The organism is Paenibacillus sp. SSG-1, from assembly GCF_002224835.1.
GTDB lineage: Bacteria > Bacillota > Bacilli > Paenibacillales > Paenibacillaceae > Paenibacillus_AQ > Paenibacillus_AQ favisporus.
The window spans coordinates 4739913-4766598 of record NZ_MBRK01000001.1; the positions used below are offsets into that span (position 1 = coordinate 4739913).

Genomic DNA, 26686 nt, shown 5'->3' on the forward strand with positions numbered 1-26686 from the left:
ATATTCCGCAGAGCATGTGATACAACCACAAGAAAAGGGCCTCCGGCTGTCCCGAAAGGCCCTCTTACGTTTGTCTCCGTCACTCCCAAGCTCCCCGCTCACCACTGTATCGAGCTCCAAAACTCAAACCGTTAGTCCTCCCCTGCTTCCGGTAGCTCCGGCTCCGGTTCGTGCTTAACGACCTCGATTTCCCGGATCATCGGCCCCTCCATGCGCCGAATGGCAAATTCGCAGTCGTCCTGCCGGATGACGTCCCCTTCAGCAAGATCGAACTTTTGCGACAGCAGCCAGCCGCCGATCGTATACACTTCATCCCCCGCCTGGATATTGGTCCCCAGCTTTTTGTTCACATCATGGATGAGCGCTTGCGGCTGAAAGCGGTAGCGGTTGCCCTCCAGCTTCGTGATCAGCAGAGATCCCGCTGGCTGCGGGCCACCGGAACCCGAAGGAATATCTCCCACAATCTCCTCCAGGATATCCTCCAGTGTGACCAGACCCGACGTTCCCCCGTACTCGTCCATCAGCACCGCCATATTGATGCCCGCCTTCTGCATCTGAGCCAGCAAATCTCTCGCCTGAACGGTTTCTATCACCTGCAGAACCGGACGGATAAAAGGCGTAATCTTCTCGTCTTCGCCGGTTACGCGCCGGACGACTTGATGCAGCATTTCCTTGACGTGGATAATCCCGGTTACGCGGTCCTTATCGCCATCCACTGCAACCGGCAGATAATTGAACGTTTTGCTCTCGATGACACCCAGGACATCCCGTACCGTCGCATCGTGAGAGACGTAACGGATGGAAGTCCGCGGCACCATGATTTCCCGTGCGGCCCGTTCGTCGAAATCAAAGACGTTGTTGAGGTAGCGGTACTCGGTCGGCGTAATTTCGCCGCTGCGATACCCTTCGGTGAGCGCAAAACGAAGCTCTGCTTCGCTTAACGCAGCGTCTTCCTCCGATATGGGCTTAACCCCGAAGATGCCGGTAATGAAGCGCGAGGAACGGCTCAGAATCCAGTTGAAGGGATACGTGATTTTGTAAAAAATAATCAGCGGACGGGCGAAAAACAATGCCATCGGTTCAGCGATCTGAATCGCAAAGCTTTTCGGCACGAGTTCCCCGATCACAACCTCAAAGTAGGTCAGGATCAAAAAGGCGATAATAAACGACACGATGCTCTCCACCGACTCGGGTGTATGCATGAGTTCAAACAGCGGATGGATCATTCGCTCCACGGTGGATTCCCCCAGCCAGCCGAGAGCCATCGAGGTCAGCGTCGTTCCGAGCTGACAGGCGGACAGAAACTCGTCCAGGCGGGAAATGATATGTTTGACCGCGCGGGCATTTTTATTGCCTTCGGTCACCAATTGGTTAATGCGGGACACTCTGACCCGGATCACCGAATATTCGGAGGCAACGAAGAACGCGGTTAATGCGATGAGCAGAATAACGAATATGATTTTCACAATTTCCACAGCATTTCCTTACCCTGCGCCTTGGGCGGCGGTGAGCGGCCAGGATAAGGAGCACCTCCTTTATGTTCTACGGATGAATAATCTCTTGGAATGTATATACCCAATTTTGAGGAGGAACGCATGGGCTTAGGATGGACGATGCGGGGATGAATATACCCGGACTTCGACTTTTGGCGCGTGGAACAGGCCAGCCGCTGATTGAATTCGTTGAATTCGGCTCGGGTAGCCCTGAGATGTGAAGATACTTGGACTTCGACTTTTGGCGCGTGGGAGGAACGGGCATTGGGCTTCAGCCGCTGTTGAATTCGTGTTGTTTGGGATTTTAATAGGTGGTCACAACACGAATTCAAAGGCGGCACGTAAACTTTACGCCTCAATCCCCTTTTCCTCCGGGTGCAACTGTTACAGAAGAAACAGACCTAAAAGATAAATAGTCTCTCGACTAAAAAGCCCAGCCCAAAAAAATCCCGACAATTCGTAGAATCGTCGGGATCCCCTACACCGTAAATTTTCTCCGGCACATTTGACACAAACGTCCTTTGAACCACGAATCCTCGCTAAAGCCCTAAATACCTCCCGGTGATCGAGGCGCTGCAATCGATGCTATCTTTCGGTATGCCTTCAAACATCACCTGGCCGCCTTCTTCTCCAGCCCCAGGGCCGAGGTCGATCATCCAGTCAGCCTGACGGATCACCTGCAAATTGTGCTCGATCACGATCAAGGTACTGCCACGCTCCACGAGGCGGTTCATAAGGCCGATCAGGAGCTCGACGTCAGACATATGCAGTCCGGTGGTCGGCTCGTCCAGGACATACAGGGTCCCTCCTCCCTCCAGCTCCGCGGCCAGCTTGGCCCGCTGCAGTTCGCCTCCTGATAACGTACTCAGAGGTTGTCCTAAGGTCAAATAACCGAGGCCTACTTCCTTTAATCGTTTGAGCGGCGTTTCAATTTCTTTTTCATGAAACACGTTGAGCGCATCCTCCACGGTCATGGCCAGAACGTCGCTGATGCTGTTCCCGCGGAACCGATAGGACAGGACCTGTTCTGTATAACGCTTTCCTTCGCATGCTTCGCAGATGCTGGAGACCGTATCCATAAAGGCGAGATCGGTAGATATGATCCCCAAGCCCTTACAGTGGGGACAAGCCCCTTCGGAGTTGAAGCTGAACAGCGAAGCGTTCACGCGGTTTTCCTTGGCGAACAAAGTTCTAATCGTGTCGAAGATGTCCGTATAGGTGGCCAGATTGGACCGGTTGGAGGCGTGGATCGCGCCTTGGTCAATGAAAATCGCCTCGGGGTAGTACCTCGGAAGAACTTGACGGATCAGCGTACTTTTTCCGGATCCCGCTACTCCGGTAACAGCGGTCATCACGCCGGCCGGAATTCGAACGCTAATATCTTTGAGATTATTCATAGTCGCATGCTCAATGGCGAGCCAACCGTCAGGCTTTCTGACCTCCCTTTTGAAGTCGAGGTGACGGTTTAAGTACCCGGCAGTTAATGTCGGGGATGACAACAGCTCATGAAAGCTCCCCTGAAATACGACCTCTCCACCGTGGGTTCCGGCGCGCGGCCCCATTTCAACAATATAGTCGGCAATCTGGATCACATCCGGATCATGCTCAACAATCAGAACGGTGTTGCCTTTATCCCGCAGCTGCTTAAGCAATCGGTTGATTGTGTTGACATCATGCGGATGGAGACCAATGCTGGGCTCGTCAAAAATATACAGCAAATCGGATAAGCTGCTGCCGAGCTGACGCACCATCTTGATCCGCTGCGATTCACCGCCCGACAGGCTGGGCGTTTCGCGATTCATGCTTAAATAGCCAAGGCCTACCGCCAGTAAATTGCCAAGGCGCTTGACGATTTCGTCCGTCACCGTCTGTACGTCAGGCTCGCGGATGGAACGTATAAACCTGATAAGCTCGCTAACCTGCATATCCGCACAATCGGCAATGCTTTTTCCGTTAATTTTACAGGACAACACGCGTGGGTTCAGGCGGCCGCCGCAGCATGCAGCGCACAGCTTCTCGCTCACGATGCGGTCGATCGCCTCCTGATATCTTTTAGCATCTCTCGAATCTTTATAGAGATAAGTACGTTTAATGCGCGGAATAACCCCTTCATAGAGAGACGTCGGCGGCCATCCCTCCGTTGGATTTGGCGGCTTGAACCCGCTTTTATGGAGCAGCGTATCCATCTCCTCATCCGTATAATCCTTCAGCTTTTTGTCGTTATCGAACAGGCCGGTGCAGACATATCTTTTCCACCTGACGTCGCCGGGCATGAAGGTCGGAAACAGAATAGCCCCCTCGTTAAGCGATTTTTCCCTATCGATCAACCGGTCGACGTTGATGTCTTTCACTTTCCCCAAGCCTTCGCAGTCCGGGCACATGCCCTAAGGGTTGTTGAAGGAAAACACGTCGGAATATCCAACGAAAGGAGTACCGATCCGGGAAAATAACAGCCGCAGCAGCGCATAAATATCCGTGACCGTGCCGACGGTAGATCTCGCATTTCCGCCGATCCTTTTTTGATTCATGACGATCACCGCCGGCAAATGCTCAATGGCATCCACCTCCGGTTGCCCATAATGAGGGAGCCGGTTGCGGATGAAGCTGGAGTACGATTCGTTGAATTGCCGCTGTGACTCCGCTGCGATCGTATCGAAAACAAGCACCGATTTGCCGGAGCCGGATACGCCTACAAATACCGTAATCTGCTTTTTGGGGATCGTCACATGAACTCCCTTCAGATTTTTTTCTCTTCCGCCGACGACGCGAATGTCATCTTCTTTAATCATGTGGATTCCTCCTCTTGCGATTTGTATAAAATAGGATATGCTAAAACCATGCCAGAAACTGTCATGGTTAAGTGAAGAGGAGGGGCTTTTGTGAGCAAAGCCAAATTATTGTTTGATTTGATCCTCTATGTCAATGCGAAACGCAGTTTTACTGCACAGGATGTCGCGAATGAATTTGGCATTTCTGTCCGAACAGCGCACCGCTATCTTACGGATATTGCCGATATGGGCGTCCCGCTATATACGGAACCAGGAAGAAGCGGTGGTTACCGGGTACTCCCCAACCGGACACTGCCGCCGATCATGTTTAATGAAGAAGAAGCATTTGCTATCTTTTTTGCTTTTCAGGCATTGAAGTACTATCAATCGCTTCCTTTTGACATTCATATAGATTCCGTCTCCCGCAAGCTGTACGCAAGCCTGCCTGACGATACGAAAAGAAAAATAGACGGCCTGGATTCGGTAATCACCTTTTGGAATCAGAAAAGGACCGTCCCGTCTCCATTTCTAAAGAAAATCATCGAGGCGGCCTCCGCGCACCGGCTGCTTAAAATCGAATATGTGTCGAAGCTGGAAAATACAGTGAGGGAAGTGGCTCCGATCGGTATTTACGCCAGCGACGGCTTCTGGTACATGCCCGCGTTCGATCAGGCTCATGGCGAAATCCGGCTGTTTCGTACAGACCGGATCGTGTCCATGGAGCAAACGAAGCAGGCGTTTGAGCCACAGATGGAACTGCCGGACTGGCTCAACCTCAGCACGGCGGTGACGCCGGAGTCGCCCGTCCGTTTATATGTAGAGCTGACCCGTGAAGGCTTGAGACAGTGCCGCAGCCAGCCATGGCTGGAGCCTTATATCGTGGAGGTTAGCCCGGATGAAGGTTACATTGAAAGTGTCATTGATCAGCGCGAGATGGAATTCGTGACCGGCTACTTTTTTCACCTGGGTACGGCCGTTAAAGTCATCGAGCCGCCCGAGCTTGTAGACGGGATTCGTGAGCAGGCGCGGGAGATTCTCCGCCAGTATGCATGAGGCACGACCTTTGACCGGTATCTTTCATATCGGTTGTTCTGTGTCTCTAAATAAAAAGGACCTGCCAGCTCACAGCCGGCAGGGTTTTCGTCATTCTTTATTACCAACAAAATGCCTTCAGGATAATTACCAAAAGAATAAAGAGTACAAGGATAGCACCAACATTATTATGGCAACAGCCATAACCTATTCCTCTAACGTCGCTCATGAAAGTACCTCCTTCATATTGAAGATACTGATATCATATGGGTAAATTCTATATACGTTTAGGCTCTTGCATAATTCATTCATCTTTTTAAAGAAAAAGGCCCGCTCCGAAAGAGCGGGCTGATCTTATTAAGGAGGTTTTATGAGTCTCAGTATAATCTATGTTCTATTTAGGCAACTGGTTCTTAGTAAGATATAACACACATTAAAAGTTGACATCACGCATTCCACGCGCAAAGCCGATTAGCTTCGCAGAAACATGTTTAACGCAAAAAAAGCCTGCACAGCAGTTTCAAACGCTGTACAGGCATTCTTTTGGATTAGAACAGGCTGCGCTGAAAATCAGCGATCGCCTTATATTCCTCTTCCAGGTTGCGTGAAATTTTAATAAAGATCGGCAGCAGCTGATGGTAAATCTGTGCGTTCTCCTTCACCGGCGTATGCTGATGCGTTGATCCGACCATGCCGGAGACGACACTTAGCGAATCGACTTTGCCCGTGGCGTACAAGCCGAGCACGACGGCGCCCAGGCAGGAGCTTTCGAAGCTCTCCGGCACGACAACTTCCTGATCGAAGATGTCGGCCATCATTTGGCGCCACAGCGGGGAACGGGAAAATCCGCCGGTCGCGTGGATTTTGGCCGGGCGCCCGATGCGTTCCTCCATCGCAAGCAGTACAGTATATAAGTTGAAAATGACGCCTTCAAGGACGGCGCGGATCATATGCTCCTTGCGGTGGTGCATCGTCAGGCCGAAGAACGATCCGCGGGCGTCGGGGTTCCAGAGCGGGGCGCGCTCCCCGGTCAAATAAGGGTGGAACAACAGCCCGTCGGATCCCGGTTTCACCTGTTCCGCAATCCGTGTCAGCAGGTCGTACGAATCGATACCGAGACGCTTGGCAGTCTCGATCTCGGATGCGGCCAGTTCATCATGTACCCATTGGAACAGCATGCCGCCGTTGTTGACGGGACCGCCGATCACCCACAGCTTCTCCGTCAGGGCGTAGCAGAAAATGCGCCCCTTCGGATCCGTCGCCGGATGATCGACCACGGTGCGGATTGCTCCGCTGGTACCGATGGTGGCAGCAACGACACCAGGCTCGATCGCATTGACGCCCAGATTGGACAGCACGCCGTCGCTCGCGCCTACGATAAACGGCGTGGATGGATCGAGCCCCATCTCGGCGGCAAACGTCTTATCCAGCCCGTCCATGCGGTAGGTGGTCGGGACAAGCTCGGACAGCTGGCTTGGTGTAATACCGGCAACCTGCAGCGCCTCCTCATCCCAATCCAGCTTGTTCAGGTTCATAAGGCCCGTGCAGGAGGCTATCGAATGGTCGACGACGTACCGGTTGAACAGCTTGGCGAATACGTACTCCTTAATCGAGATAAACTTGGACGTCTTTTCGAAAATGTCCGGATTGTCATGACGCAGCCACATCAATTTGGTCAGCGGGGACATCGGATGGATCGGCGTACCTGTGCGCAGATAAATTTCATGTCCGTTCATATCGTTCTTCAATACTTCGGACCATTTCGCGCTGCGGTTATCCGCCCACGTAATGCAGTTCATCAGCGGCTTCCCGTCCTGGCCGACCGGAATGACGCTGTGCATGGCCGAGCTGAACGAGACGAACATCACCTGCTCCGGGCGGATTCCGCTAGTATCCATCACCTGCTTGACCGAATGGATCACGGCCGTAAATATCAGATCCGGATCCTGCTCGGCGATGGACGATGTCGGTGTCAGCAGCGGATAGCCTTCACTTCCCTTGGCCACAACCTTTCCGTTTTCTTCGAACAGAACGGCCTTGGTGCTCGTCGTTCCAATATCGATTCCGATCATCATATTACTGCTCATGTTTCAACCTTCTTTCTTCTTCACTAGACATATCCTTATACTACCAGACTGAGCACCAGGATGATAATCAATGCAACGATCGACAACAGCGTTTCCATGACGGTCCAGGATTTCAGCGTCTGCGGGACGGACATGTTAAAGAATTCCTTGACCATCCAGAAGCCGGCGTCGTTGACATGCGACAGGACGAGCGAGCCTGCTCCGGTCGCCAGCACGACGAGCTCGACATTGGCTGCCGGGCTCAAGGCAAGCACCGGTGCGACGATCCCCGCGGTCGTGGTCATGGCCACGGTGGCGGAACCGGTTGCAACACGGATGAGTGCGGCCACGAACCATGCAAACAAAATAATGTTGATGTGAGCCGAAGTTGCGATTTGGGCAATGGCGTCACCTACGCCGCTGTTAATGAGCACCTGCTTGAACGCCCCGCCGCCGCCGATGATCAGAATGATTGTGGCTGTCGGCGCCAGACATTCGCTCGTAAACTTGGATATTTGTTCTTTCGTAAATCCTCTGGCGAAGCCAAGGGAGAAGAAAGAAAACACGACCGAAATCAGTAGCGCAATAATTTCGTTACCGATAAATTCGCAGAACAGCGTAAAACCGCTCGAAGCATCCGGGTCAACGATCGAGGCGATCGAACCGATCAGCATCAGGATCACCGGCATCAGAATCGTCAGCAGCGTAATGCCGAAGCCCGGAAGCTTGCGCGTGCTGCTGCTGGAGAACTGCTCCGCCAGCTCAGCAGGCGGCTCGACCTGGATGCGTCTGCCGATCCATTTACCAAAGAGCGGTCCGGCCACGATCGCTGTCGGAATGCCAACAATCAGGGAGTACAGAATCGTTTTCCCCAAATTCGCCTGATAGGCATCAATCGCGATCATCGGGGCCGGGTGAGGCGGCACAAGTCCGTGTACGGTGGACAGACCGGCCAGAATCGGAATACCGATTTGCAGCAGTGACATTTTGGTTTTACGGGCGACGGTAAAAATAATCGGGATCAGCAGAATGACACCGACCTCAAAAAATACCGGAATCCCTACGATAAAGCCGACGATCATCATCGCCCAGTGAACGCGTTTCTCCCCGAACCGGTTCACGAGGGTTGTGGCGATCTGCTCGGCGCCGCCGGATTCGGCCATCATTTTGCCGAGCATCGTGCCGAGACCGATGACGATCGCGATCGTTCCGAGCGTGCCGCCAAGCCCCTTGGTCACGGAATCGATAATATCCATCGATTTCATGCCGGTCAGGAACCCGAGCAGCAGGGCGGACAACAGCAAGGTCACAAACGGATTCCACTTGAATTTGGCAATAAACACAATAAGAAATGCAATGGCGATCAGTGTCCACACAATGAGCGTCCAATTATGGCTCATACCGAATATACTGGACATGGGTTGTCCTCCTTTTGTTCGTACATGATGTTTTTCACATATGATACCCATTATTCCAAGCTTTGATTTCAAATACTTGCATACTTGTCGACAACATGAGGCGGAAGCTGCCCGCAAGCAGCCCCTTTTGGTTCATATTACGGAATGGAAAGGCCGACGAAGCGCTTTAAAAATCCGTCAGGCTGCGGTGCAGCGTCTGGCGCGAATCGGCGAAATACTCCTGTACAAGCTTCTGGATTTCGTCCTCGTCGCCGGAGGCCAGACCGTCCATAATTTTCTGATGCTTGCCGATCACGGACCCGAGCTTTGCTTCCCCTTTGGAAAAAATCTCTTCCGTCGTAATCAGCATGACGGTCATCACGATCGGCCGGATGCTGTTCCATAAATGCAAAATGCGCTTATGGTCCGCAGCCGCAATAATCGCCTCGTGAAAGGATAAGTCCTGATACGAAAATTCGACGGCATCCTGATGCTTGACCGCAAGCTCCATCCGGTCAACGATCCGGCGCAGCGTAACCAGCAGCTGATCCCGGTCCATCTTGGCCAGCCGCTGCTGAACGAAGCTCTCGATCAGGAAGCGGACATCGTACAATTCAACAATATCGGTCAGGCTCAGTCCGACGACGACGGCACCCATCCGTTCGAGCCGGATCAGCCCTTCGCTCGAGAGCGATTTCAAGGCTTCTCTGACGGGGGAACGGCTTGTCCCGAAATCGGCGGCCACCCGGTTCTCTGAAATAATTTCACCCGGCTTGATCCGGCCGCTGATAATCTGCAGCCTCAGCTCGGACGCAATCGACTCTCCCAAGGAAACACCCTGCAGCCAGGATGAAGGATAACGCAGCATGAGACAACTCTCCTAAATCAATGTATGTACAATGACGTACGCTACCGATTCTATCATACAACCGACCGCCGCATCCATGGTGAGGGACCTGCTCTCACGGAAGCCTGCTTCAGCCGCAGACCTTAACGCTCAACCGTTTGACCGGCAGCCGTGTGCCGCAATCCGATTTTTTCCTTTTTTCAAAAGAACCATGCAACAACGAAGAACCGGAATGCGTCTTTTACCACGAAGACCTGTGGTTCTTCGAAAAAGAAACGCTTCCAGTTTGATTGTGCTGTGCTCTAACCTGCCTCTGCCTCCAAGTATACTTGTATACAACTTGTAATCGTCTTTATTTTAAAACAATCCGTGCGATCTGTAAACCGCGTGGATGAAACATCCAGCACATCAACCTTCGGAAAGGGAGGGATTGAATTTGAAAAAAATCGCCGGCATCCTGCTGCTGTCCATCTGTATCGCCACGGGCTGCGAAAGCCACAAGCCTTCGGTGGATAACACATCAACGGCTGACCCAATGCCTTCCGGAACGGTCAATTCCTCGGACGGAATCAACGAAAAACCTCCCGCCACGGCAGCTGATCCCCCTGCTTCCACCTCTGATGCCGGGAGCCCGCAGCCTACCAGCAGCCACGACGGCGAAGCCGAAACAGAAACTCCAGGGCGGCTGCAGCCTTCCCAGCTGATGTTCGGCTATTTGGACGCCGCCAGCAGCCGGATTCTTGCAGCCGACCCGGAAGGCAAGCAGCAAACACCGCGGGAGCAGTTTACACAAGCGGTCATCGCGTCGGGCGAGCTGGCCGACATCCGCTTCACGAAGCATCAGGCCCGGTCGGATCAGGATAACGGCAGGCAGAACCGGTACAATTTCGACCATGATGAAGGCGATTTGTTCCGCCTCTCTTCCCCGGTAACTCCAGCGGATCCGGACGCAGGCGTCGTTCTCGCACAGAGAGACGCTTTTGCCGGGCATGAATTTCTGCAGGTGGAGCATGCGGAGGGAAGCCTGCCCGAAGAGGCGGCAGCCCGGATCAAGCAAGCCAAAGGCCTGAACATCCACAGCCAGGGGCTTATCGGACAAATCTCCCCTGACGTGCAGCTGGGTATCGTCCAGTACGACAAGGACGGCGGCAAGCCGCTGGCCAGCCTCGTGCTGATCACCCCGGATACGCTGCTGTTTCGCGATTTTGAAGGAACGGATGACCCGAGCTCCACCTGGCGCGTCGACGACGGCGGGCAGATGGACCCGCAGCTGTTCCACGTTTTATTTGTCACCCGTTCCGGGCATGGCTATACGCTTGGGTATGAATGGTGGGGCTCGGAAGGATCGAACCTGGCCGTGCTGCAGCAGGACGGCGGCGCATTTCGCGTCGTGCAGGAGGGCGGCCGCTATACGGCGCCAATGTGACTAGCCCAAGTCCCAGGCCGTATGGATTTTCGGCACATCGCTGATGAGCTGCCTCGTATAGGCGTGCTGCGGGTTCAGGATAATGTCCTCGGCCGGTCCCCTTTCGACGATTTGGCCCTTCTCCATGATGTAGATCGTGTCGCTCACGTAATAAGCGAGCCCCACGTCGTGCGTGATGAAAATAATCGTCATCTCGTTCTCATCCCTCAGCTTCAGCAGCATGTCGAGAATGGTGGACCGGGAACAGGCGTCGACCATTGAGGTGGGCTCATCCGCGATCAGCACCTTGGGGTGAAGCATAAAAATCCGTGCGATCATAAGCCGCTGCATCTGCCCGCCGGACAGCTCGAACGGATACTTGTTGTACAGCTCCTCGAACTTCAGGTTGACGAAAGAGCAGGCCTCTTTCATTTTATTGAACTGCTCATCCTTGGTGAGCTTCAGCCCCTGCAGCCGGATGCAGCTGAGCAGCAGCTTCTCTACCCGCTGGAACAGGTTAAAGGACGAGAACGGGTCCTGAAAAATCGCCTGAATGTCTTTCCAGTACTTTTTTCGGTCGGCATGGCGGCGCAGCACTCTCGGTTGTCCTTTGTAATCGATGCTGCCCCCCGACTCCTTTAAGAGACCCATGATGATTTTGGCAAGGGTGGTTTTGCCGCTGCCGCTCTCGCCGACGATGGAAATGATTTCGCCTTTATGAAAATCGAAGTCCACCGTATCAACGGCGGTCGTTTTAGCCGCCCCGTACCCGAATATTTTCGTAATGCCTCTGCCGCGGATCAACAGGTCACGACTGCTCATTTGCATACCACTCCTTCAGCGTTCCTGTGTCAAAATGGCACCGGTACTGGCGGCCCTCCACTTCCTGCACCGCCACATTGTTTTGCCTGCAAATATCCTGGGCGTAAGAGCACCGCTCGGCAAACCGGCAGCCGGCCGGCACATGCTTCAAATTCGGCGGTGTGCCCGGAATGGCCGCCAGCTTGTGCCCCTTCATCCCCTCCTCCGGAACGATGATGGAACCCATCAGCTTCTTCGTGTACGGATGCAGCGGATCAAAGATCATCTGCTCGGCCGTGCCGCGCTCCACGATTTCTCCCGCGTACATGACCATAATGTCGTCGGTGACGTGGTACAAGAGCGGCAGCTCATGCGTGATGAATACCAGCGAGCGGATGAACTGCTTGTTGAGCAGGTCCTTCATCAGCTTGATGACCGCCTTCTGCGACGTTACGTCCAGCGCAGACGTCGGTTCGTCGGCGATCAGCACCTTCGGATTCAGAATGGTGGAAATCGCAATGACCGTCCGCTGTTTCATGCCCCCGGAGAGCTCATTCGGATACGAGCGCAGCACCTTCGGCGACAGGTTCAGCGTTTCAAAGCGCTCGACGGCCATGTCCCACACCTGCTTCTTGGTCAGCTCTGGCCGGTGCTCCTTCATGATATCCTCAATGAAGCGGATGATCCGCAGCGTCGGATTGAGGGCATTCATGGCCGCCTGGGGAATATACGCGATTTCCCGCCCGGAAATTTGCGTGCGCAGCTGCTCCTTGTTCAGCTTCATAATGTCGCGGCCGTGGATTTGGATCGAACCGCTGCCGTAATGGAGCGGCGGAAAATAAAATCCCATCAGGCTCAGCGCCAGCGTCGACTTGCCGCAGCCGGATTCGCCGGCGATGCCGAGCGTCTTCCCTTCTTCCAGCACGAAATCGACGCCGTCGACGGCAAACACTTTTTCCTTAAGCCGGGTTTTATAATAGGTTTTCAGTCCGCTAACTTCCAGAATGTTTGTAGTCATCGGCCTAGCTCCTTATTTTCGGATTAAAAATTTCGTCCATGCCCGTGTTCATCATATACAACGAGAACGTGATCAGCGCGATTGACAGCGCCGCAGGGATAAACGCCCACCATGCCCCCGCCACCGGCGCCTCGAAGACGAGCGCCCAGTTCATGATGATGCCGAGGGAGATCGTGTTGTACGGCCCGAGCCCCAGCATCGAGATGGAGGCCTCCGACAGTATGCCGGACGCGGTCTGCAGCACAAACGCCATGACGACATAAGACGCGATGTAGGGCAAAATTTCAAAAACGATGATCCGGGGCGTGCTGTGTCCGGAAATTTTGGCGATATGGACATGATCCCGGTTGCGGAGCGAGCTGGTCTGCGCGCGTACGGCCCGGGCCGTCCACGGCCAGCTGGTGATGCCGATAATGATCGCCGTCACGAGCGAGCTGCGCGAGTTGATGCTGACCGAGATAAGGATCAGGATAATAAACGACGGAATGACGATAAAAATGTTCGTGATCGACGTCAGCAAGTTATCCACGATACCGCCGATGTAGCCGGAAGCGAGGCCGATAATGAGTCCGATGGCCGTGGCGAACACGCCTGCGATGAGACCGACCCGGATCGAGGTCTGGATGCCGTACATCAGCTCCAGGAACAGATCCCGCCCGAAATTGTCCGAACCGAGCCACAGCTGCGAACTCGGCGGCTGAAACGCCAGGGCGATCATCTCCAGCGGATCCTTTTTGTTGATCATCGGGAAGATGAGCACCAGCGCCAGCATAACGATGAATATTCCCGCCCCCAGCATGAATTTGGGGGATTTGATGAGAATGTTGAAGGAGTTTTTCATATTACTGGTCCTCCATTTGCGAGGCTTTGATCCGCGGATCGATAAAACCGTAAATGATATCAATCGTAAAGTTAGCCAGCAGAACAGAGAGCGCGATCAGCAGCGTACAGCCGGAAATAAGCGGGTAATCGAGCTGACGGATGGCCGTAAACAGCCAGGTGCCGATGCCCGGATAGCTGAACACGATTTCACAGATGAGCGAACCGCCCACCATCGTGCCGATGGACAAAGCCAGTCCGGTAATTTGGGGAAGCATGGCGTTCCGGAACACATATCTCGAGATGCGCGAATCGCGGATCCCAAGCAGCTTGCTGTACAGCACATAGTCGGCATTCAGCTCGTAAATGGACATTTCCCGCATCCCGATCGCCTGGCCGCCGATGGTGACAAGCACGATCGAGAGGAATGGCAGCGTATGATGGCGGATGACCGAGCCGATAAATTCAAAGCTGAGCTGCGGAATCATTTGAAAATCATACCCTCCGGACAGCGGGAACCACCCCAGCGTCAGGGCGAATACGTACAGCATGATGATGGCCAGCGTAAAAAAGGGAATCGAGTTCACGAACAGGGCTACCGGAAAAATCACCTTGTCGAACACGCCTTTTTTATAGGCGGCCACGGCTCCGAGCACGTTGCCCAGAATCCAGCCTACCAGAATCGCCGGCAGCTGCAGGCCGATCGTCCACGGCACCGCTGAAGCCAGGATGTCCGTCACCTTTTTCGGATACAGGCCGAACGAGGTGCCGAGGTTGCCGGTAAACAGGTTTTGGACATAGATCAGAAACTGCTGCCAGAGCGGCTTGTCAACACCAAACTCCTGAATGAACGTCTCATAGACCCGTTTGATCGTATCGCTGTCCGTCATCCCTTTGGTCATCTGTGAGACGATCATGGCGACGGGATTCCCCTCGATCATGCGCGGAAGGAAAAAATTCAGGGAAACGGCAATGACGAGCGTCACCAGGTACCAGAACAGCTTTTTTACGAAATATTTGGCATAGGCATTCAAGAAGGTCCCTCCCTTGATCTTTGGATCGGCGGTGGATGCGTCTTGGAAAAGAGGGCCCGCATGGCGCTCCGGCAGTGCCGGGAGCCTCCCATGCAGGCCGCTTCCTTGGGCTTAGTTGTGGATCTGGTACAGCGCCCGGATGCCCGCCCCGTCCATGGCGATTTGCGGAGGAATGTTGCTTCCGTCTCCGTCGACGGGGAAGCCTTTCCATACCGATTCATTGACCGTATGGAACACCCACGGACGGTACATGAGCGGAATGGACGGAATGTCGGTCAGCCAGATTTTCGTCAAATCCGTGTACAGGGTTTTGAGCTCGGCCTGATCGGTGACGCTCGGAATTTTGTCGATAATTTGGTCGGCCTTGTCGTTTTTGTAACGGCCCCAGTTCCAGAACGCCATTTCGCCGAGCGGAGCCACTTCCTTGGAATACATGATGTCATGCGCTCTGCTCCACGGCTGGCTCGGATTGACGCCGCCCGCAGGCGTGTTCATGATGATGTCGAACTTGCCGGTTTGCAGGTCGTTCGTCCATACCGGCGCTTCCGGGAACTTCGTGCGGATTTCGATGCCGATCGCTTTCGCGCTCTGGGCCACGATCTCCAGCGCCGCATTCCAGTCGGACCAGCCGTACGGGCATTCCACTTCAAATGGCCCGAGGCGGGTGCCGTTCAGCACGCGGATGCCGTCCTTGCCTTTTTTGGCGCCGATGCTGTCGAGCAGCTCGTTGGCCGCCTTGACGTCGGTCGTCCACTGCAGCGATTTGATCGCAGCCTGATCGACGTATTTAGATTCCGCGTCCGTGTTCAGCGTCAGGGACGGCTGCATCGCTGCCGAGTAGCCGCTCATCGCGAGGTCGGAAATTTTCTTGTAATCGATGCTCATCGCGATCGCGCGGCGGACGTCCGGGTTATCCAGCCCTTTTTTCGAGAAATTAAAGAAGATCGACGGCATGGAGCCCGGGACGTAATAAGGGGCGTCTTTCAGATAGGTCTTGATCGGGGCGCCGTTCTTCCACATGTTCCATACCTGTGGGATGAACTGCTGGGAGACGTCCACCTGCCCGCTCTTGAAGGCCAAATCGCCGGCGGCGTTATCCTTGTAGATGACGTGCGTAATATATTTCGGAGCAGGCAGCTTGCCGAAGAGCGATTTGCCCCAGTAATTGTCGTCGCGCACAATCGTGATTTTCTGGTCGTTGTAGAAGTAGATTTTGTAAGGGCCGGTGGCTACCGGATTGGCGTTGACTTCCTTGCGGATCGTCGCCAGATCGTTGTTTGACTTCTTCTCGATTTCTTCCCAAATATGCTTGGGCATCATCGGGATCAGCTCGATGCTGTCAAGCACCGTCAGACGGTTCGGGTTGTCTTTGTTCAGCATGATCTTGACCGCATTCGGGCCGTCCGCTGTGACATCCGCAATGTACGCCCAATAGTTGCTCCAGTTGATGTCGTATTTTTTGCCGAGCTGGTAGGTGTACACAACGTCATCGGACGTAAACGGCTTGCCGTCGCTCCACTTAGCGTCCTTATTCAGCTCGATATGCAATGTCATGTCGTCGGTCCACTCGTATTTGGTGCCGAGCAGCGGCTCCAGCTTGCCGTCCAGCTGATTGATCATAAACAGCGTCTCGTAGACCAGCTCTCTCGAGTTACCATAGTTGATCGGGAAGGCCGGATTGCCGCTCAGCAGGTTGAAGTTGGATGGCGGCCCCCATTGAATTCCGTTAATGTAAAGGGTTTCATTTCTCGGCGTTTCTTTGGCGTCTCCGCTCGTTGCTGGCTGGTTCGCCGCGGGCTCGGTCGTCGCCGGCTCCGTGGCTTTTTCTCCCTGATCGGCCGGCTTGGTTTCCCCTTGCGCCGGCGGCGTCGTCGTTCCCGTTGCGGAAGGCGGCTGCACGGTCTGGCAGCCCGCGATCATCACGGTCGCCGCCACGAAAAGGGCCATGAGCGGCTTGGAAGCTAATTTCAGCTTCATGTAAACTCCCCCATTTCCTCCAATTCACATCTACATAAATTGAACTAAGACAGGGACAGCACTTCGCCTTTAGCTCATTTTATATACATGCAAGCGTGATGCAGATTTCACGTCTTCAGATCGGAAGGTTCGTGCCCCATGGATCCGAAGAAATCAAACCTCTTCATTCCGAGGAAACCGCATACCCCTTCACGAAAAAGTACGGAGCGGGCTGACGGACTCATGCGGCTAAAACGTGTTCTGCAAGCGCTTTCCGTAAAATGTATGAGGGATCGCTTGGAAATGATGACTGATTTATTTTTTAAATGTGCTGAAAAAAAGTTACTGAAATCCTTCGTACGGTTTGCCCTTCCTTCCAAATAAAAAAACGGCCCCTGCCATCAGCAGGAACCGCTTTTCAAACCTATATAAAATTGCGTCTTCAAATCCTGGACTGGCTGCTTGCAAGCTTTAAGCCGCGCTCTTGCGGGAAATCATGAACAGCGCCGCCCAGATCAGGATAAATCCGACCGCTTGTGTTGGCGTCACGACCTGATGAAATACGATCCAGTTGATCAGCACGCTCACCATCGGGAAGCTCAGTTCCGCCAGCGTCGCCACCGATGCTTTCGTCGTTGTCAGCCCTTTATAGTACACCATCAAGCTGAACAGTCCCGGCAGAAGCGCCTGCCCCAGCATGTTGATCGACACTGCAGCCAGCGTTCCCCCGTCGGTATGCACCTGCCAAGGATCTCCCTGATTGATGGTAATCCCGATCAGCAGCGGCAGCGCCAGAATGAAACGCAGCGAAGTCACCGTCTCATACTCCATTTTTCCGACCATCAGACGACCCATGACCGTGGAACCGCCCCACAGTGCCGCGGCACCCAGCGAGAACAAGCTGCCGACTTTGACGAAATCATTCACATGCCCGAACGGAAACGTGAAGCCAAAGGTCAACAAATACGTTCCGGCCAGCGCCACGATGAACAGCCAGGTGAAATGCTTCGGAAGCTTCTCACGCAGCAGCAGTTTGGCCATAAGAATGGCGAAGATCGGCTGCAGCTTCTGCAGCAGAACGACCGCGTTCAAGTTCCCGGAGGACAGCCCCTGCGTAAACAGGATGGTTGCAATAGCCGAGCCGCCCCACGACAGGAAAAGCAGCGCGCCGACATGGCGCAGTTTCAGGCCTTTCAACTCGCTCCGATGTTTCCACAGCATCGGTGCGACGAACAGCACCAGCAAAATATGCTCGATGAGCACGATCTGCGTTGCCGTCATATGTTCTTTGAGCAAAATGATCCGGAACAGCGGATCCGCTCCCCACAATGCTGCACCCAGCACGACCAGCCAAAAGCCGGATTTGCTGCGTTCGGCCTTCCCGCTTGCCGCGGGCCGGACCTTGATATTGCTGCTTACATTTTCCATACTCCAGTTCCCCTATCCCTGAATACGGAGTCAACATTGGAAAACCCCCGAGATCGACATCAATCGACACATCGGGGGTTGATCAAATAAGCTTGCGGAAATGTCAAAATTTCGCACATGCCTATTCTTTGATCTTCTCCCATCCGGACTTTACCGTCGGCCCTGGATTTCCACCAGGTCAGTCGCCGCCTTATTGCTAAAGCTGCGAGTCGCGGGCTTGACGCCGTCTTCATCATGAGAAGAGAACGCTCACCGCCGGTCAGGAATTTCACCTTACCCCGAAGATCCATATTCATTTATTTTTATTTTTTTCATGCAACTTACATTGTTTTCATCATTATAGCATAAATGTATCCAAAAGTGTTTCAGTTTTTTAATAGCTTTTTATTTCCATGGATTAAAAATTTGGATATGGGGCTGGAGATGGACATTTTTCGGTATATCAGCAGCCATTTAAAATGACAGACGGCAGGCATTGATGAGCCTGTAGCAAGCACTGAACGGACTCGCGGCAGCACTTATCGCTGTTCAAGCACCGACAGGATCACGGCCACCGCTTCAGCCCGCGTTGCGTGCGCGTTCGGGGCGAACAGGCTGCCCGCTCTTCCGTGCATGATTCCTTTCTCCACCACTGATGCGATATACGGCTTGGCCCAGGCCGGAATTTGACCGCGGTCGGCAAAATTCAAACTTCCCGCACCTCCCGGTGTTCCGGTACCGAGCGCCCTGACGGTCATCGCCGCCATTTCGGCCCGGGTAATGAGCCGGCTTGGGCCAAACGTGCCGTCGGCATAACCGTTCATGATGCCGTGCGACACCGCATCTTGGACAGAAGACAGCGCCCAAGCCGGAATCTTCTTCGCATCGGAAAAAGCCAGCGCCTGCGAGTTGGCCGTCTGACCCATCGAGACCGCACGCATCATCATGCTGGCGAACTCCGCCCGGGTCACTTCCTTGCCCGGCTGAAACGTGCCGTCGGGATATCCGCTGACCCATCCCTGCTGGACCGCATTCTGAATTGGCTGCTCCGCCCAGTGGCCGCGGATATCCCGGAAAGTGCCCGGCGTTCCTTCCGCTTTGCCCGGCTGGACCGTGATTTCCGGCTTGACGGTTATCTCGGATGAGCGGAGAGCGGAATCCACCAATTTGGCGCTCTCCACGGCCACCCGGGACGAAGCCGTCCTCAGCGCCGTAAACTCAATGACGGCGAGCTGGAGCTTGCCGCTGTCTCCGGCTGTTTTTCCTACTTTGGTGTGGGCTAGGCGGATTTCGTTGTTTTGGACAATTGGTTCGACCGAAAAGCCGGATGTCCCCGTGGATGCGGTGCGGTAAGCCAGCTTCGCCGGGTCAAAGCTGAGCGTCAGCTCATACGCATACAAGTCCTTCAGTCGCTCGCCGGTCACCGTGACCGTCACCTTGGAGCCATTGGAAGTTACCCCCAGTGACAAGGAAGGTGCTTCCGCAGCGGCGGTGGTTACCGCAATAGCCGGGGAGGCCGCGGCAACCGGGGAGCTGCCAGCCGTGCGTACTTCTGAAACCGCAGCGTTTGCGGGGGTTCCTGATCCGATGAGTCCGACACAAATGGCTACGGCCCATGCGGCATAGCGGGTAGATTGTTTTCGTGGCATACGTCCAGCCCTCTTTCCATGAATTGAAAATCGCAGGAGCAGCCTGCACCGCTCCTGCGATTGTATCCTTTTCCAAGCAGTTGATTTCTAATGCTGCTTACGACCATATCCATTGGATGATATCCATCCCGATACGGTCCCAATCCCCGCATGAATCATGCGAGACATGGTACTGCGTATGAGCCGGGCTTGAGGACCATCCGGTTCTCTATCCCCTTACTTCGCGTACCAGCTGCCGATGATCATCTGCGCTACCGCAGCCAGCGAACGGATCGAAATTTCGCCTTCGCTGAACAGGTCCGCCGGAGCAACGCGGCTCCAGTTGGGATCCGTCGACTGGATGCCGTAGTACTTGGCGAGGATGGACAAATCCTGCACCGTAATCTGCACCGCTCCAGGTACCAGCGTGATCAGCTTCTTCTGGAAGGTGGTTACGGCGCTGCCGAGTTCAGCCGCAGCCGAATCCACCTGGTTTTGTGTCGCGGCATTGTCTAAGTAGACCACATTCGCGGTTGTAATGGCCGCCTTCAGCTGGACCTTGGCCAATGCCGGATATTGGCCGACCTTATCCCCTGTGACGGCCCGGTCGTAGATGCTCTGCGCGGAGGCAATCGCCGAAGTGAGAGCCGACTTGTCGACCGGAACCGAAGGAACCGGGATGACGGCGTTCTTGAACGTGCTGACCGCCGCTTTCAGAGCGGTCAGCGCATCGTCGATCGCCTTCTGCGTGGCAGCGGCATCGTCCGCCACACGCTTGGCGTCGCTGATCGCCGACAGCAGCGCGGTCTTCGCCGATGCCGGGTACTGCCCCGGCTCCGTGCCCGTGACGGCCTGATCCGCCAGCTTCTGCGCTTCGTCGATGGCGGCAAGCAGCGCCGCCCGGTCAGCCGTGGCGATCTGGATCTGCAGCGCAGCGGAGTCCGTGTTCACCGGGCTCGAATTGCCGTCCGCCGAAATGGCAAAGGCGGACACCGACACGGCTGCGCTTCCGGAGACGCCGGATTTCAGCGTGCCGTGGAGCTTCAGCAGCTCCCCGTCCTCCGAGACGGCGTTTTCCTGGCCGGTGCTGGCCATGATGATGCGGATCTCGCCTGATTCCGGCTTCACCCCGGTGGCCAGCACGCCAAAGCCGGTGCGCGAGGAGCTTACCGCGCCGTCGGCCAGTGCCAGCGTGCCGTCCGAATTTGCCACGGTCGCAAATTCCAGCTTGGCCGGATCGTACTTGACGATCAGGTCCAGCGCCGTAAAGGCAAACGCCGGCTTGGTAATGCCTACGCCCAAGTCAACCTGCGCTCCCGCAGAAGCCGCTGCCGGACCGGTCAGCACGGCGGAGTTCGGCGCCTGCGTCCCTGCCGCTTCCACCGTGATGCTGACCTGGAGCGTATCGCTGCCGCCCTTTCCGTCCTGAACCCGGAAGGAAGCCGTGTAGCTGCCTTCCACAGCCGGCGTCCACGTGAATTTTCCGGAAGCCGCATCAAAGGCCGCTCCCTCCGGCAGGGACACCGCTTCATAACTTAAAACGTCTCCGTCCTCATCGTTGGCATACACCGAGAACGTCACTTGCTGCCCGGCTTTCACGGTCTGGGCAGGCACGTCGGCAAACGCCGGAGCGTGATTGTCTCCGGCAGCCGCAGCCGGACGGATGTCGCTTTCTTTCAGAAGCTTCAACTGGTAGGCTCCTTTAAAGATCGAAGAGATCCCGGTAATATCGACGGCCGTTCCTGCCGGATAGGCCTGCTTCAGCGCATCCGCGCTGATGCCCGTCCGGCTGTCGACGCGGACACGGTTCGTCGTGCCGCCGCTGACGAGATCGAATTCCAGGGAGCCCGTGACGGTGGCGTAGTTTTGCACCGCCGCGTTTTTGATCGTGATCAGCTGCCCCTGGTTGCTGTCATTGACCGCGGCCGCAGCCTGCGGAACCGGAGCCGGAATATCGGCCTGGGCGTCCAGCTTGGCCACCTGGACCTCGTTGGCCAGCTCGACCTCGGTGTTATAGGTCAGCTTTTGGGCGGTCAGCTTGACCTTGTCCAAGGCATGGTAGCCTGTCGCTTTGCTCGGGTACACATAGACACCGCCGGTGCCGTCCTGCATGTAAAATCCCGAGCCGCCAAAAACTCCCGGTTCCGACGTGACCACGCCCTGCACCGTAACGTAATCGTTGTCTGCCGCTTTACGCGCTTCCGCAATGGTTGTCAAATCGGGAATGGTAACGACGGGCGGCGTACCGCCGGCTCCATAGGAACCAGCTTTGTACGTCGTCGGATCATACCATTTGTACCCTGCGGCCGGCGTCGTCCACGGCTCGGTTCCCGGAATTTCGGCCGATGTGGCCGGTTCTTCCAGCTTACCGAGCAGCGGCGTCGGCTCATCAAGCGTAATGCCCTGATTTTCGAATGTTGCGTAATCTTCATGAACTGCCAGCCATTTTACCGTCTGGACGAGGAAGACGGCGTCCTGGGCTTCCCCCTTGAATCCGTCGTAAGTCGTTTTCTTGCCGCCGTTGTCCTCGCGGACGTATCCCGGCGTTGGGTCCTCGACCGGCGAGGAGTCGCCGATGAATGCAGCCTTTCCTTTTTCCAGCTTGGAAATGGCAGCGAACGGCCCTTCGGCGATGCCGCCGTTTTTATAGACGCCTCCGTTCGGGAAGTTTGCCTTGTCGCTGTTTTCTACGGCATTGCCCCAGCCCGGCACATTTTCCGGGAGGTAGACAACGCCCTTGACCCGGGTCGGATCCAGAATTGTCAGCGTGGAGCCGCTGTGCATCTCCACATCATTAACGCCTGCGGTAATACCGAAAGACTGATCATATTTCACCGCGCCGGTTTTGGTAACGTCCCCAACCGAATTGAAGCGGAAGCGTACGCCGAAGTTCTGGCCGAGCCAGTCCGTGCTGGTCACGTCCTGCATCGCGCCCGATGCCGCTTCGGCGGTGGACATGCCCTTGGTCGGATTACCAAATGCTCCGCGCCGATAGCCGTTCATCACTTCCGAGGAGTCCCAGCGGTTCAGGTTCCGGTCGGAATTGTAGTGGTCGGAGATGAAAAATATACTGCCGCCTTCCTTGACATACGTCAGCATGGCGGCCTGCTCGGACGCCTTAAACGGGATGTTGGCTTCGCCGATAATAAAGACGTCGTATTGCTTCAGCTTGCTCAGCGTAATCGCCGGCGTGTCAAAAGCGTGCGAGTCCATCGGCAGCGATCTTTGCAGCGCGTCCACTTGGAAGCCCGCATCCCTCAGCCCGTCGGCAAAGTCCGAAAATGCGCCGTCAATGACCCAGTCCGAAGCTCCGGCCGTCTGACCGTGCGTTTCGTCGAACAGCACCTTTTTCCCCGTGCCGTCCGGCAGCGTCGTCGGAACGCCGATATTTTCGCTGCCCGGATCCGCCGGGTTCGGCGTGCCTCCGCCGGGATTTTCTCCGGACTCCCCGTCCAGGGACATCGCTGTCGGGCTTTTGATTCCAGCCATGCCGCTGTACGCGGCCAATTGCCCGGTAACAGTCAGTTTTTTCCCCACGTTGGCGGGGTTCGTCTTCAGACCGTACTGGGAACGGTAGGAAGCCGAGATCTGGACATCAATCATTTTGCTCTGTGTCTTCTCCCCGGGTGTATCGGCAATCAATACGTTAAAATCGTCCTGAAAGCCCGAATAAATCGGTTTGGAATTGTACATCTCACCGACGATGTAGCCTTCAACGGTCGCAGTTTCTCCGCTGTTGTTTTTGGCAAGAGCTTCGGCCACCGTGAGCGGAACCGCAGCCGCAGCCTGTGCGGGCATGTATCCCAAGGCGGCGGACAGCAGCAGCATCCATGCCAGAAATAGACCTGTGAGCTTTTTCCTGCGGACGAAATACGGGTTGTCCATCTTGCGAACTCCTCCTTTACATTCCGGCAATTATGATTGCGGCTTCCTCAGGTTAACATCCCTTTATTATGGCTTGTTGCGGATTATGTAAAATATGGGACTGCTGTACAAATGCACCGAGGTGCTTACGGAAACCCTTCCTTACCTTGGATTTTATATGAGGGAGCGGAAGAGCGGGCAGTGCCGCAGTCCTCATTTATGGCGCAAAAAAAAGAGAGACCTTTAGGCTTATGCCTAGGACTCTCCCCTCAACAGTGATGTCATACCCTGCCGTTATTTAACGAATCTTGGCTTCTGCTATGCCGGACATGATCTGGTCCACCGTCTCCCCCGGCGTCAAGCTGGAGGAATCCAGCCACAAACCGAGCCGGGGCGTTTCATCATGCAGCACGCGGTTTAAGGCGTCCACCGTCCAGGCCCCGTAGCCCTTTTTGGACCGCTGCGCTTCCCTCTGTTCGACCGCCTCGGGAGTGGGACACAGCACCACCAAATATACCGGGCGGCTATGCAGGAAGGACAAAAAATCTTCCAGCACCCGGCCGACGATGACGTCCTGCACCACGACCGTAAACCCTGCCCCGGCGTACGTATCGGCCGCCTGCGCGGCAAGCCGGTAGCGAAGCAGCAGCTGGCCCAGCTCCTCCTCGGAAGCGTCCGGCTCGACCTCCTTCCGGTCGTTCACGATCATTCTCCGGAACAGGTCGCCGCGAAGATGAACGGACTTGCCCGTCCGCTCGGCGAGCAGCTGCGCAACCGTCGATTTGCCGCTGGCCATAATGCCGGTAATTACGATAACGGCAGGCTGCTGAATGGAATGAGCTGCCATGTACGATTCCCTCCTTGAATGCCGGTTATCCTATCATTATATATTTGGCATTCCGGATCGTCAGGGGATTTATCCCTTTAAACCAATCTTTCCCGAATTCCGGGTCTCCGCTTCCCGCTCCGGCGACTTCCGCCCCAGATCCAGGCTGAAAATGCCGAAGCCTTGATCGTTATGCCGCCCGGTATATCGGATGTGCGGATAATTTCCGGCATATTTCACCGCGTCAGGCGATGTCGTAAATGTGACGTTCACCGGGCCTTCCACCGGTGTGAAGCGCCAGTTCGGCTCCGCCTCAGCCGGAATTTCGCCGCATGCCGTAATGTAGTCAATCAATACCTGCCGGCATTCATCCTCGGAATCGATGACCAGCTCCATCTCCCGGATCCCGGGGAAATTGCCGCCGCCAAAGACCCGGTAGTTGCTCGAAATCACGATGAACTCCTGATCCAGGTCCAGTGGAGCCCCTTCGTAACAGAGCTGAACGATCCTGCTGGCATCCAGGTCGTTCAGGCTCCCATCCAGCTTATATTTGGCCGGCTGCGTTACGTCGACCTCGTACGTGATGCCGCTGATCACGTCGAAATTAAACACGGAAAACTGCGGATTAAGCAGCGGCTGTTCCTCCAAGGACAGCGGATCGATGCGATTGTACGCTCCCGCGGTCATTTCCAGCCACTCCTTGACGGCCCGGCCGGAAATCCGCACCCCTTTGATCGTGTTGTCATACAAATACAGCTCCGTCGCGCTCTTGATCGCAATCGGTCCGGCCGGAATATCCGTATATTCCTTGGGACCGTTGCGCCCCGCTTTAAACGGCGAACCCACGGACAATACCGGCAGCTGCTGCAGCTCCGGCATGGAAGCTGCAATCATCCGCCGGGCGTACCACGTCTGGGCATGGTTGACGAGCTGAACGGAGGCGTCATCCTGCACCAGGGAAAAATAGCTGTGCAGCGGGGCGTGAATGGTGCCGATCGGCTCATTGGCATAGGCGACGGTCGCCTCATGGTCCTGCCGGAGCAGCTCGGCGATCCCTGGGTCCCGAAGCGGCGTGTCGCGTGCCGCATCCTCCTCTTTTTCCAAACGGCGGACCGAGGACGTCCCCTGCACGACCTGCCATCTCCCCTGCCGAAATTGAAGCAACAGGTCGATCACGCCCAAATGCCCCCCGCCGAACCCGGCCTGTACGGCCGGAATGCCGTGAATCGTACCCTTTTCCAAATGGATGTCCGGCAGGAGTTCACCGCTCTCATCCTTAAAGGAAGCATCCAGCAGATGCCTATCCGCAGGAAACACATGATGCGTATGGGAAAAGGTCAGCGCATCAATGCCAGGCACCAGGCTGAGCGGATACACCGCGTTCTCGGCATTGCCGTCCGTCAGCGCCACCTTGCCGTCGAAGCCCGTATGAGCCAGCGCCACGACCAGATCCGCGCCTTCCTCCTTCATCTTCGGAACCCATTCCAGCGCGGACAGCAGGATGTCCTTCACCTTCACCCGGCCTTCAAGGTTAGCTTGGTCCCAGTCCATGATTTGCGGCGGCACGAAGCCGATGAGCCCGATACGGATAGGATGTTCCTGCCCGGCATCATCCAGACATCTTTTATCCAAGATGACATACGGCTTATACCTGTTCCGGCCGCATTCCTCAGGCTCAAGGCCAAGGCCTTCGTCGAAATATACGTTGGCGTTGACATAGGGAAATTCGGCTCCGGCGATAACGTCATCCAGCATGTCGAGTCCATAGTTGAATTCATGGTTGCCCAAAGTTGCCGCGTCATACCCCATCGCATTCATGATCCGGATCGCGGGGTGGACATATGGCCCTTTCCCATGCTTCATCGCAGCATATTTTTTAGCGGCATACGTTCCGAGCGGCGTTCCCTGGATCAGGTCTCCGTTATCCACGAGCAGCGTGTTCGGCACCTCATCCCTCGCGCTCGCAATCAAGGCGGCTGTCCGCACCAGCCCGATGGAGGGATCCTGTTGATCCCGGTAATAATCGTAATCCATCAGGCAGGCATGCACGTCCGTCGTCGACAGAATCCGCAGGTTGACCGTTGTATTGTTATCGGGGATCATCCCGTTCACTATATGCATCGATGTCTCCTCTCCTCCCGGCCGGCTTGAAACAAGCCGGCACTTCCTGTTTTCCAGTATAACGGAAAAACATTAATTCCACGTAAACGCCCTTCCGGACCTGTTTCTACTTATTGGGAAGTAGCCCTTTCGCCTTAGAAAAACGCCGGATCCTCCGTTCCGAAGTACTAAATTTTTACATTCGTTTACAAAAGACCTCTTCTC

At 55.2% G+C, this 26686-nt stretch carries 16 protein-coding genes, 1 pseudogene and 1 riboswitch; of the genes and pseudogenes, 2 read left to right on the forward strand and 15 right to left on the reverse strand.

The window, feature by feature from the left end:
* Nucleotides 1–131 precede the first annotated feature (131 nt).
* The gene (locus BCV73_RS21960; RefSeq protein WP_089548527.1) at nucleotides 132–1475 is read right to left on the reverse strand and encodes a hemolysin family protein; all 1344 of its coding nucleotides are present in this window, start codon (nucleotides 1473–1475) and stop codon (nucleotides 132–134) included.
* A gap of 557 nt (nucleotides 1476–2032) precedes the next feature.
* A pseudogene (locus BCV73_RS21965) lies at nucleotides 2033–4279 on the reverse strand (ATP-binding cassette domain-containing protein).
* 93 nt (nucleotides 4280–4372) lie between these two features.
* On the opposite strand from BCV73_RS21965, the gene BCV73_RS21970 reads away from it, so the two are divergent.
* Complete coding sequence (locus BCV73_RS21970) at nucleotides 4373–5314, forward strand: helix-turn-helix transcriptional regulator (protein ID WP_089548528.1); 942 nt, start codon at nucleotides 4373–4375, stop codon at nucleotides 5312–5314.
* Between the two features lie 527 nt (nucleotides 5315–5841).
* Here the strand turns inward: BCV73_RS21970 and gntK are convergent.
* From gntK to BCV73_RS21985, 3 genes are all read right to left on the reverse strand, one after another.
* Nucleotides 5842–7380: a gluconokinase gene (gene gntK, locus BCV73_RS21975; protein ID WP_089548529.1), complete on the reverse strand. Its 1539-nt coding sequence runs from the start codon at nucleotides 7378–7380 to the stop codon at nucleotides 5842–5844.
* A 35-nt stretch (nucleotides 7381–7415) separates the two neighbouring features.
* Nucleotides 7416–8777, reverse strand: a complete 1362-nt coding sequence (locus BCV73_RS21980) for a GntP family permease (protein ID WP_076173603.1) — start codon at nucleotides 8775–8777, stop codon at nucleotides 7416–7418.
* 166 nt (nucleotides 8778–8943) lie between these two features.
* The gene (locus BCV73_RS21985) at nucleotides 8944–9621 is read right to left on the reverse strand and encodes a GntR family transcriptional regulator (protein WP_076173742.1); all 678 of its coding nucleotides are present in this window, start codon (nucleotides 9619–9621) and stop codon (nucleotides 8944–8946) included.
* Between the two features lie 418 nt (nucleotides 9622–10039).
* On the opposite strand from BCV73_RS21985, the gene BCV73_RS21990 reads away from it, so the two are divergent.
* Nucleotides 10040–11029, forward strand: coding sequence for a hypothetical protein (locus tag BCV73_RS21990; RefSeq protein WP_089548530.1), 990 nt, complete (start codon nucleotides 10040–10042; stop codon nucleotides 11027–11029).
* Here BCV73_RS21990 and BCV73_RS21995 read toward each other — a convergent pair whose 3' ends face one another.
* The 10 genes from BCV73_RS21995 to BCV73_RS22040 all read right to left on the reverse strand — a co-directional run bounded on the left by BCV73_RS21995 (nucleotide 11030) and on the right by BCV73_RS22040 (nucleotide 26482).
* Complete coding sequence (locus BCV73_RS21995) at nucleotides 11030–11830, reverse strand: ABC transporter ATP-binding protein (RefSeq protein WP_089548531.1); 801 nt, start codon at nucleotides 11828–11830, stop codon at nucleotides 11030–11032.
* On the reverse strand, nucleotides 11817–12827 hold the full coding sequence (locus tag BCV73_RS22000; RefSeq protein WP_089548532.1) for an ABC transporter ATP-binding protein: 1011 nt from the start codon (nucleotides 12825–12827) through the stop codon (nucleotides 11817–11819). The genes BCV73_RS21995 and BCV73_RS22000 overlap by 14 nt, the downstream gene beginning before the upstream one ends.
* Nucleotides 12828–12831: 4 nt before the next feature.
* Entirely contained in the window at nucleotides 12832–13668 is an 837-nt protein-coding gene (locus BCV73_RS22005; RefSeq protein ID WP_089548533.1) for an ABC transporter permease, read from the reverse strand.
* A gap of 1 nt (nucleotide 13669) precedes the next feature.
* A complete protein-coding gene (locus BCV73_RS22010; protein WP_076173597.1) occupies nucleotides 13670–14680 on the reverse strand; it encodes an ABC transporter permease in 1011 nt (336 codons plus the stop codon).
* A 111-nt stretch (nucleotides 14681–14791) separates the two neighbouring features.
* On the reverse strand, nucleotides 14792–16657 hold the full coding sequence (locus BCV73_RS22015; protein WP_089548534.1) for an ABC transporter substrate-binding protein: 1866 nt from the start codon (nucleotides 16655–16657) through the stop codon (nucleotides 14792–14794).
* Between the two features lie 450 nt (nucleotides 16658–17107).
* Nucleotides 17108–18064, reverse strand: coding sequence for a DMT family transporter (locus BCV73_RS22020; protein WP_076173594.1), 957 nt, complete (start codon nucleotides 18062–18064; stop codon nucleotides 17108–17110).
* A gap of 127 nt (nucleotides 18065–18191) precedes the next feature.
* Nucleotides 18192–18354, reverse strand: a riboswitch (FMN riboswitch).
* Between the two features lie 228 nt (nucleotides 18355–18582).
* Entirely contained in the window at nucleotides 18583–19692 is a 1110-nt protein-coding gene (locus BCV73_RS22025; RefSeq protein ID WP_089548535.1) for an S-layer homology domain-containing protein, read from the reverse strand.
* A 216-nt stretch (nucleotides 19693–19908) separates the two neighbouring features.
* On the reverse strand, nucleotides 19909–23556 hold the full coding sequence (locus BCV73_RS22030) for a DUF6359 domain-containing protein (protein ID WP_089548536.1): 3648 nt from the start codon (nucleotides 23554–23556) through the stop codon (nucleotides 19909–19911).
* A 277-nt stretch (nucleotides 23557–23833) separates the two neighbouring features.
* On the reverse strand, nucleotides 23834–24382 hold the full coding sequence (locus tag BCV73_RS22035; protein ID WP_089548537.1) for an AAA family ATPase: 549 nt from the start codon (nucleotides 24380–24382) through the stop codon (nucleotides 23834–23836).
* A 69-nt stretch (nucleotides 24383–24451) separates the two neighbouring features.
* On the reverse strand, nucleotides 24452–26482 hold the full coding sequence (locus BCV73_RS22040) for a bifunctional 2',3'-cyclic-nucleotide 2'-phosphodiesterase/3'-nucleotidase (RefSeq protein WP_256992946.1): 2031 nt from the start codon (nucleotides 26480–26482) through the stop codon (nucleotides 24452–24454).
* Nucleotides 26483–26686: the final 204 nt, after the last annotated feature.

Bases quoted from the DNA above. Each gene is read 5' to 3' on its own strand.
- gntK (WP_089548529.1), bottom strand. From the start codon at position 7,380: ATGAGCAGTAATATGATGATCGGAATCGATATTGGAACGACGAGCACC.
- BCV73_RS21980 (WP_076173603.1), bottom strand. From the start codon at position 8,777: ATGTCCAGTATATTCGGTATGAGCCATAATTGGACGCTCATTGTGTGG.
- BCV73_RS21995 (WP_089548531.1), bottom strand. From the start codon at position 11,830: ATGAGCAGTCGTGACCTGTTGATCCGCGGCAGAGGCATTACGAAAATA.
- BCV73_RS22000 (WP_089548532.1), bottom strand. From the start codon at position 12,827: ATGACTACAAACATTCTGGAAGTTAGCGGACTGAAAACCTATTATAAA.
- BCV73_RS22005 (WP_089548533.1), bottom strand. From the start codon at position 13,668: ATGAAAAACTCCTTCAACATTCTCATCAAATCCCCCAAATTCATGCTG.
- BCV73_RS22015 (WP_089548534.1), bottom strand. From the start codon at position 16,657: ATGAAGCTGAAATTAGCTTCCAAGCCGCTCATGGCCCTTTTCGTGGCG.
- BCV73_RS22020 (WP_076173594.1), bottom strand. From the start codon at position 18,064: ATGGAAAATGTAAGCAGCAATATCAAGGTCCGGCCCGCGGCAAGCGGG.
- BCV73_RS22025 (WP_089548535.1), bottom strand. From the start codon at position 19,692: ATGCCACGAAAACAATCTACCCGCTATGCCGCATGGGCCGTAGCCATT.
- BCV73_RS22030 (WP_089548536.1), bottom strand. From the start codon at position 23,556: ATGGACAACCCGTATTTCGTCCGCAGGAAAAAGCTCACAGGTCTATTT.
- BCV73_RS22035 (WP_089548537.1), bottom strand. From the start codon at position 24,382: ATGGCAGCTCATTCCATTCAGCAGCCTGCCGTTATCGTAATTACCGGC.
- BCV73_RS22040 (WP_256992946.1), bottom strand. From the start codon at position 26,482: ATGCATATAGTGAACGGGATGATCCCCGATAACAATACAACGGTCAAC.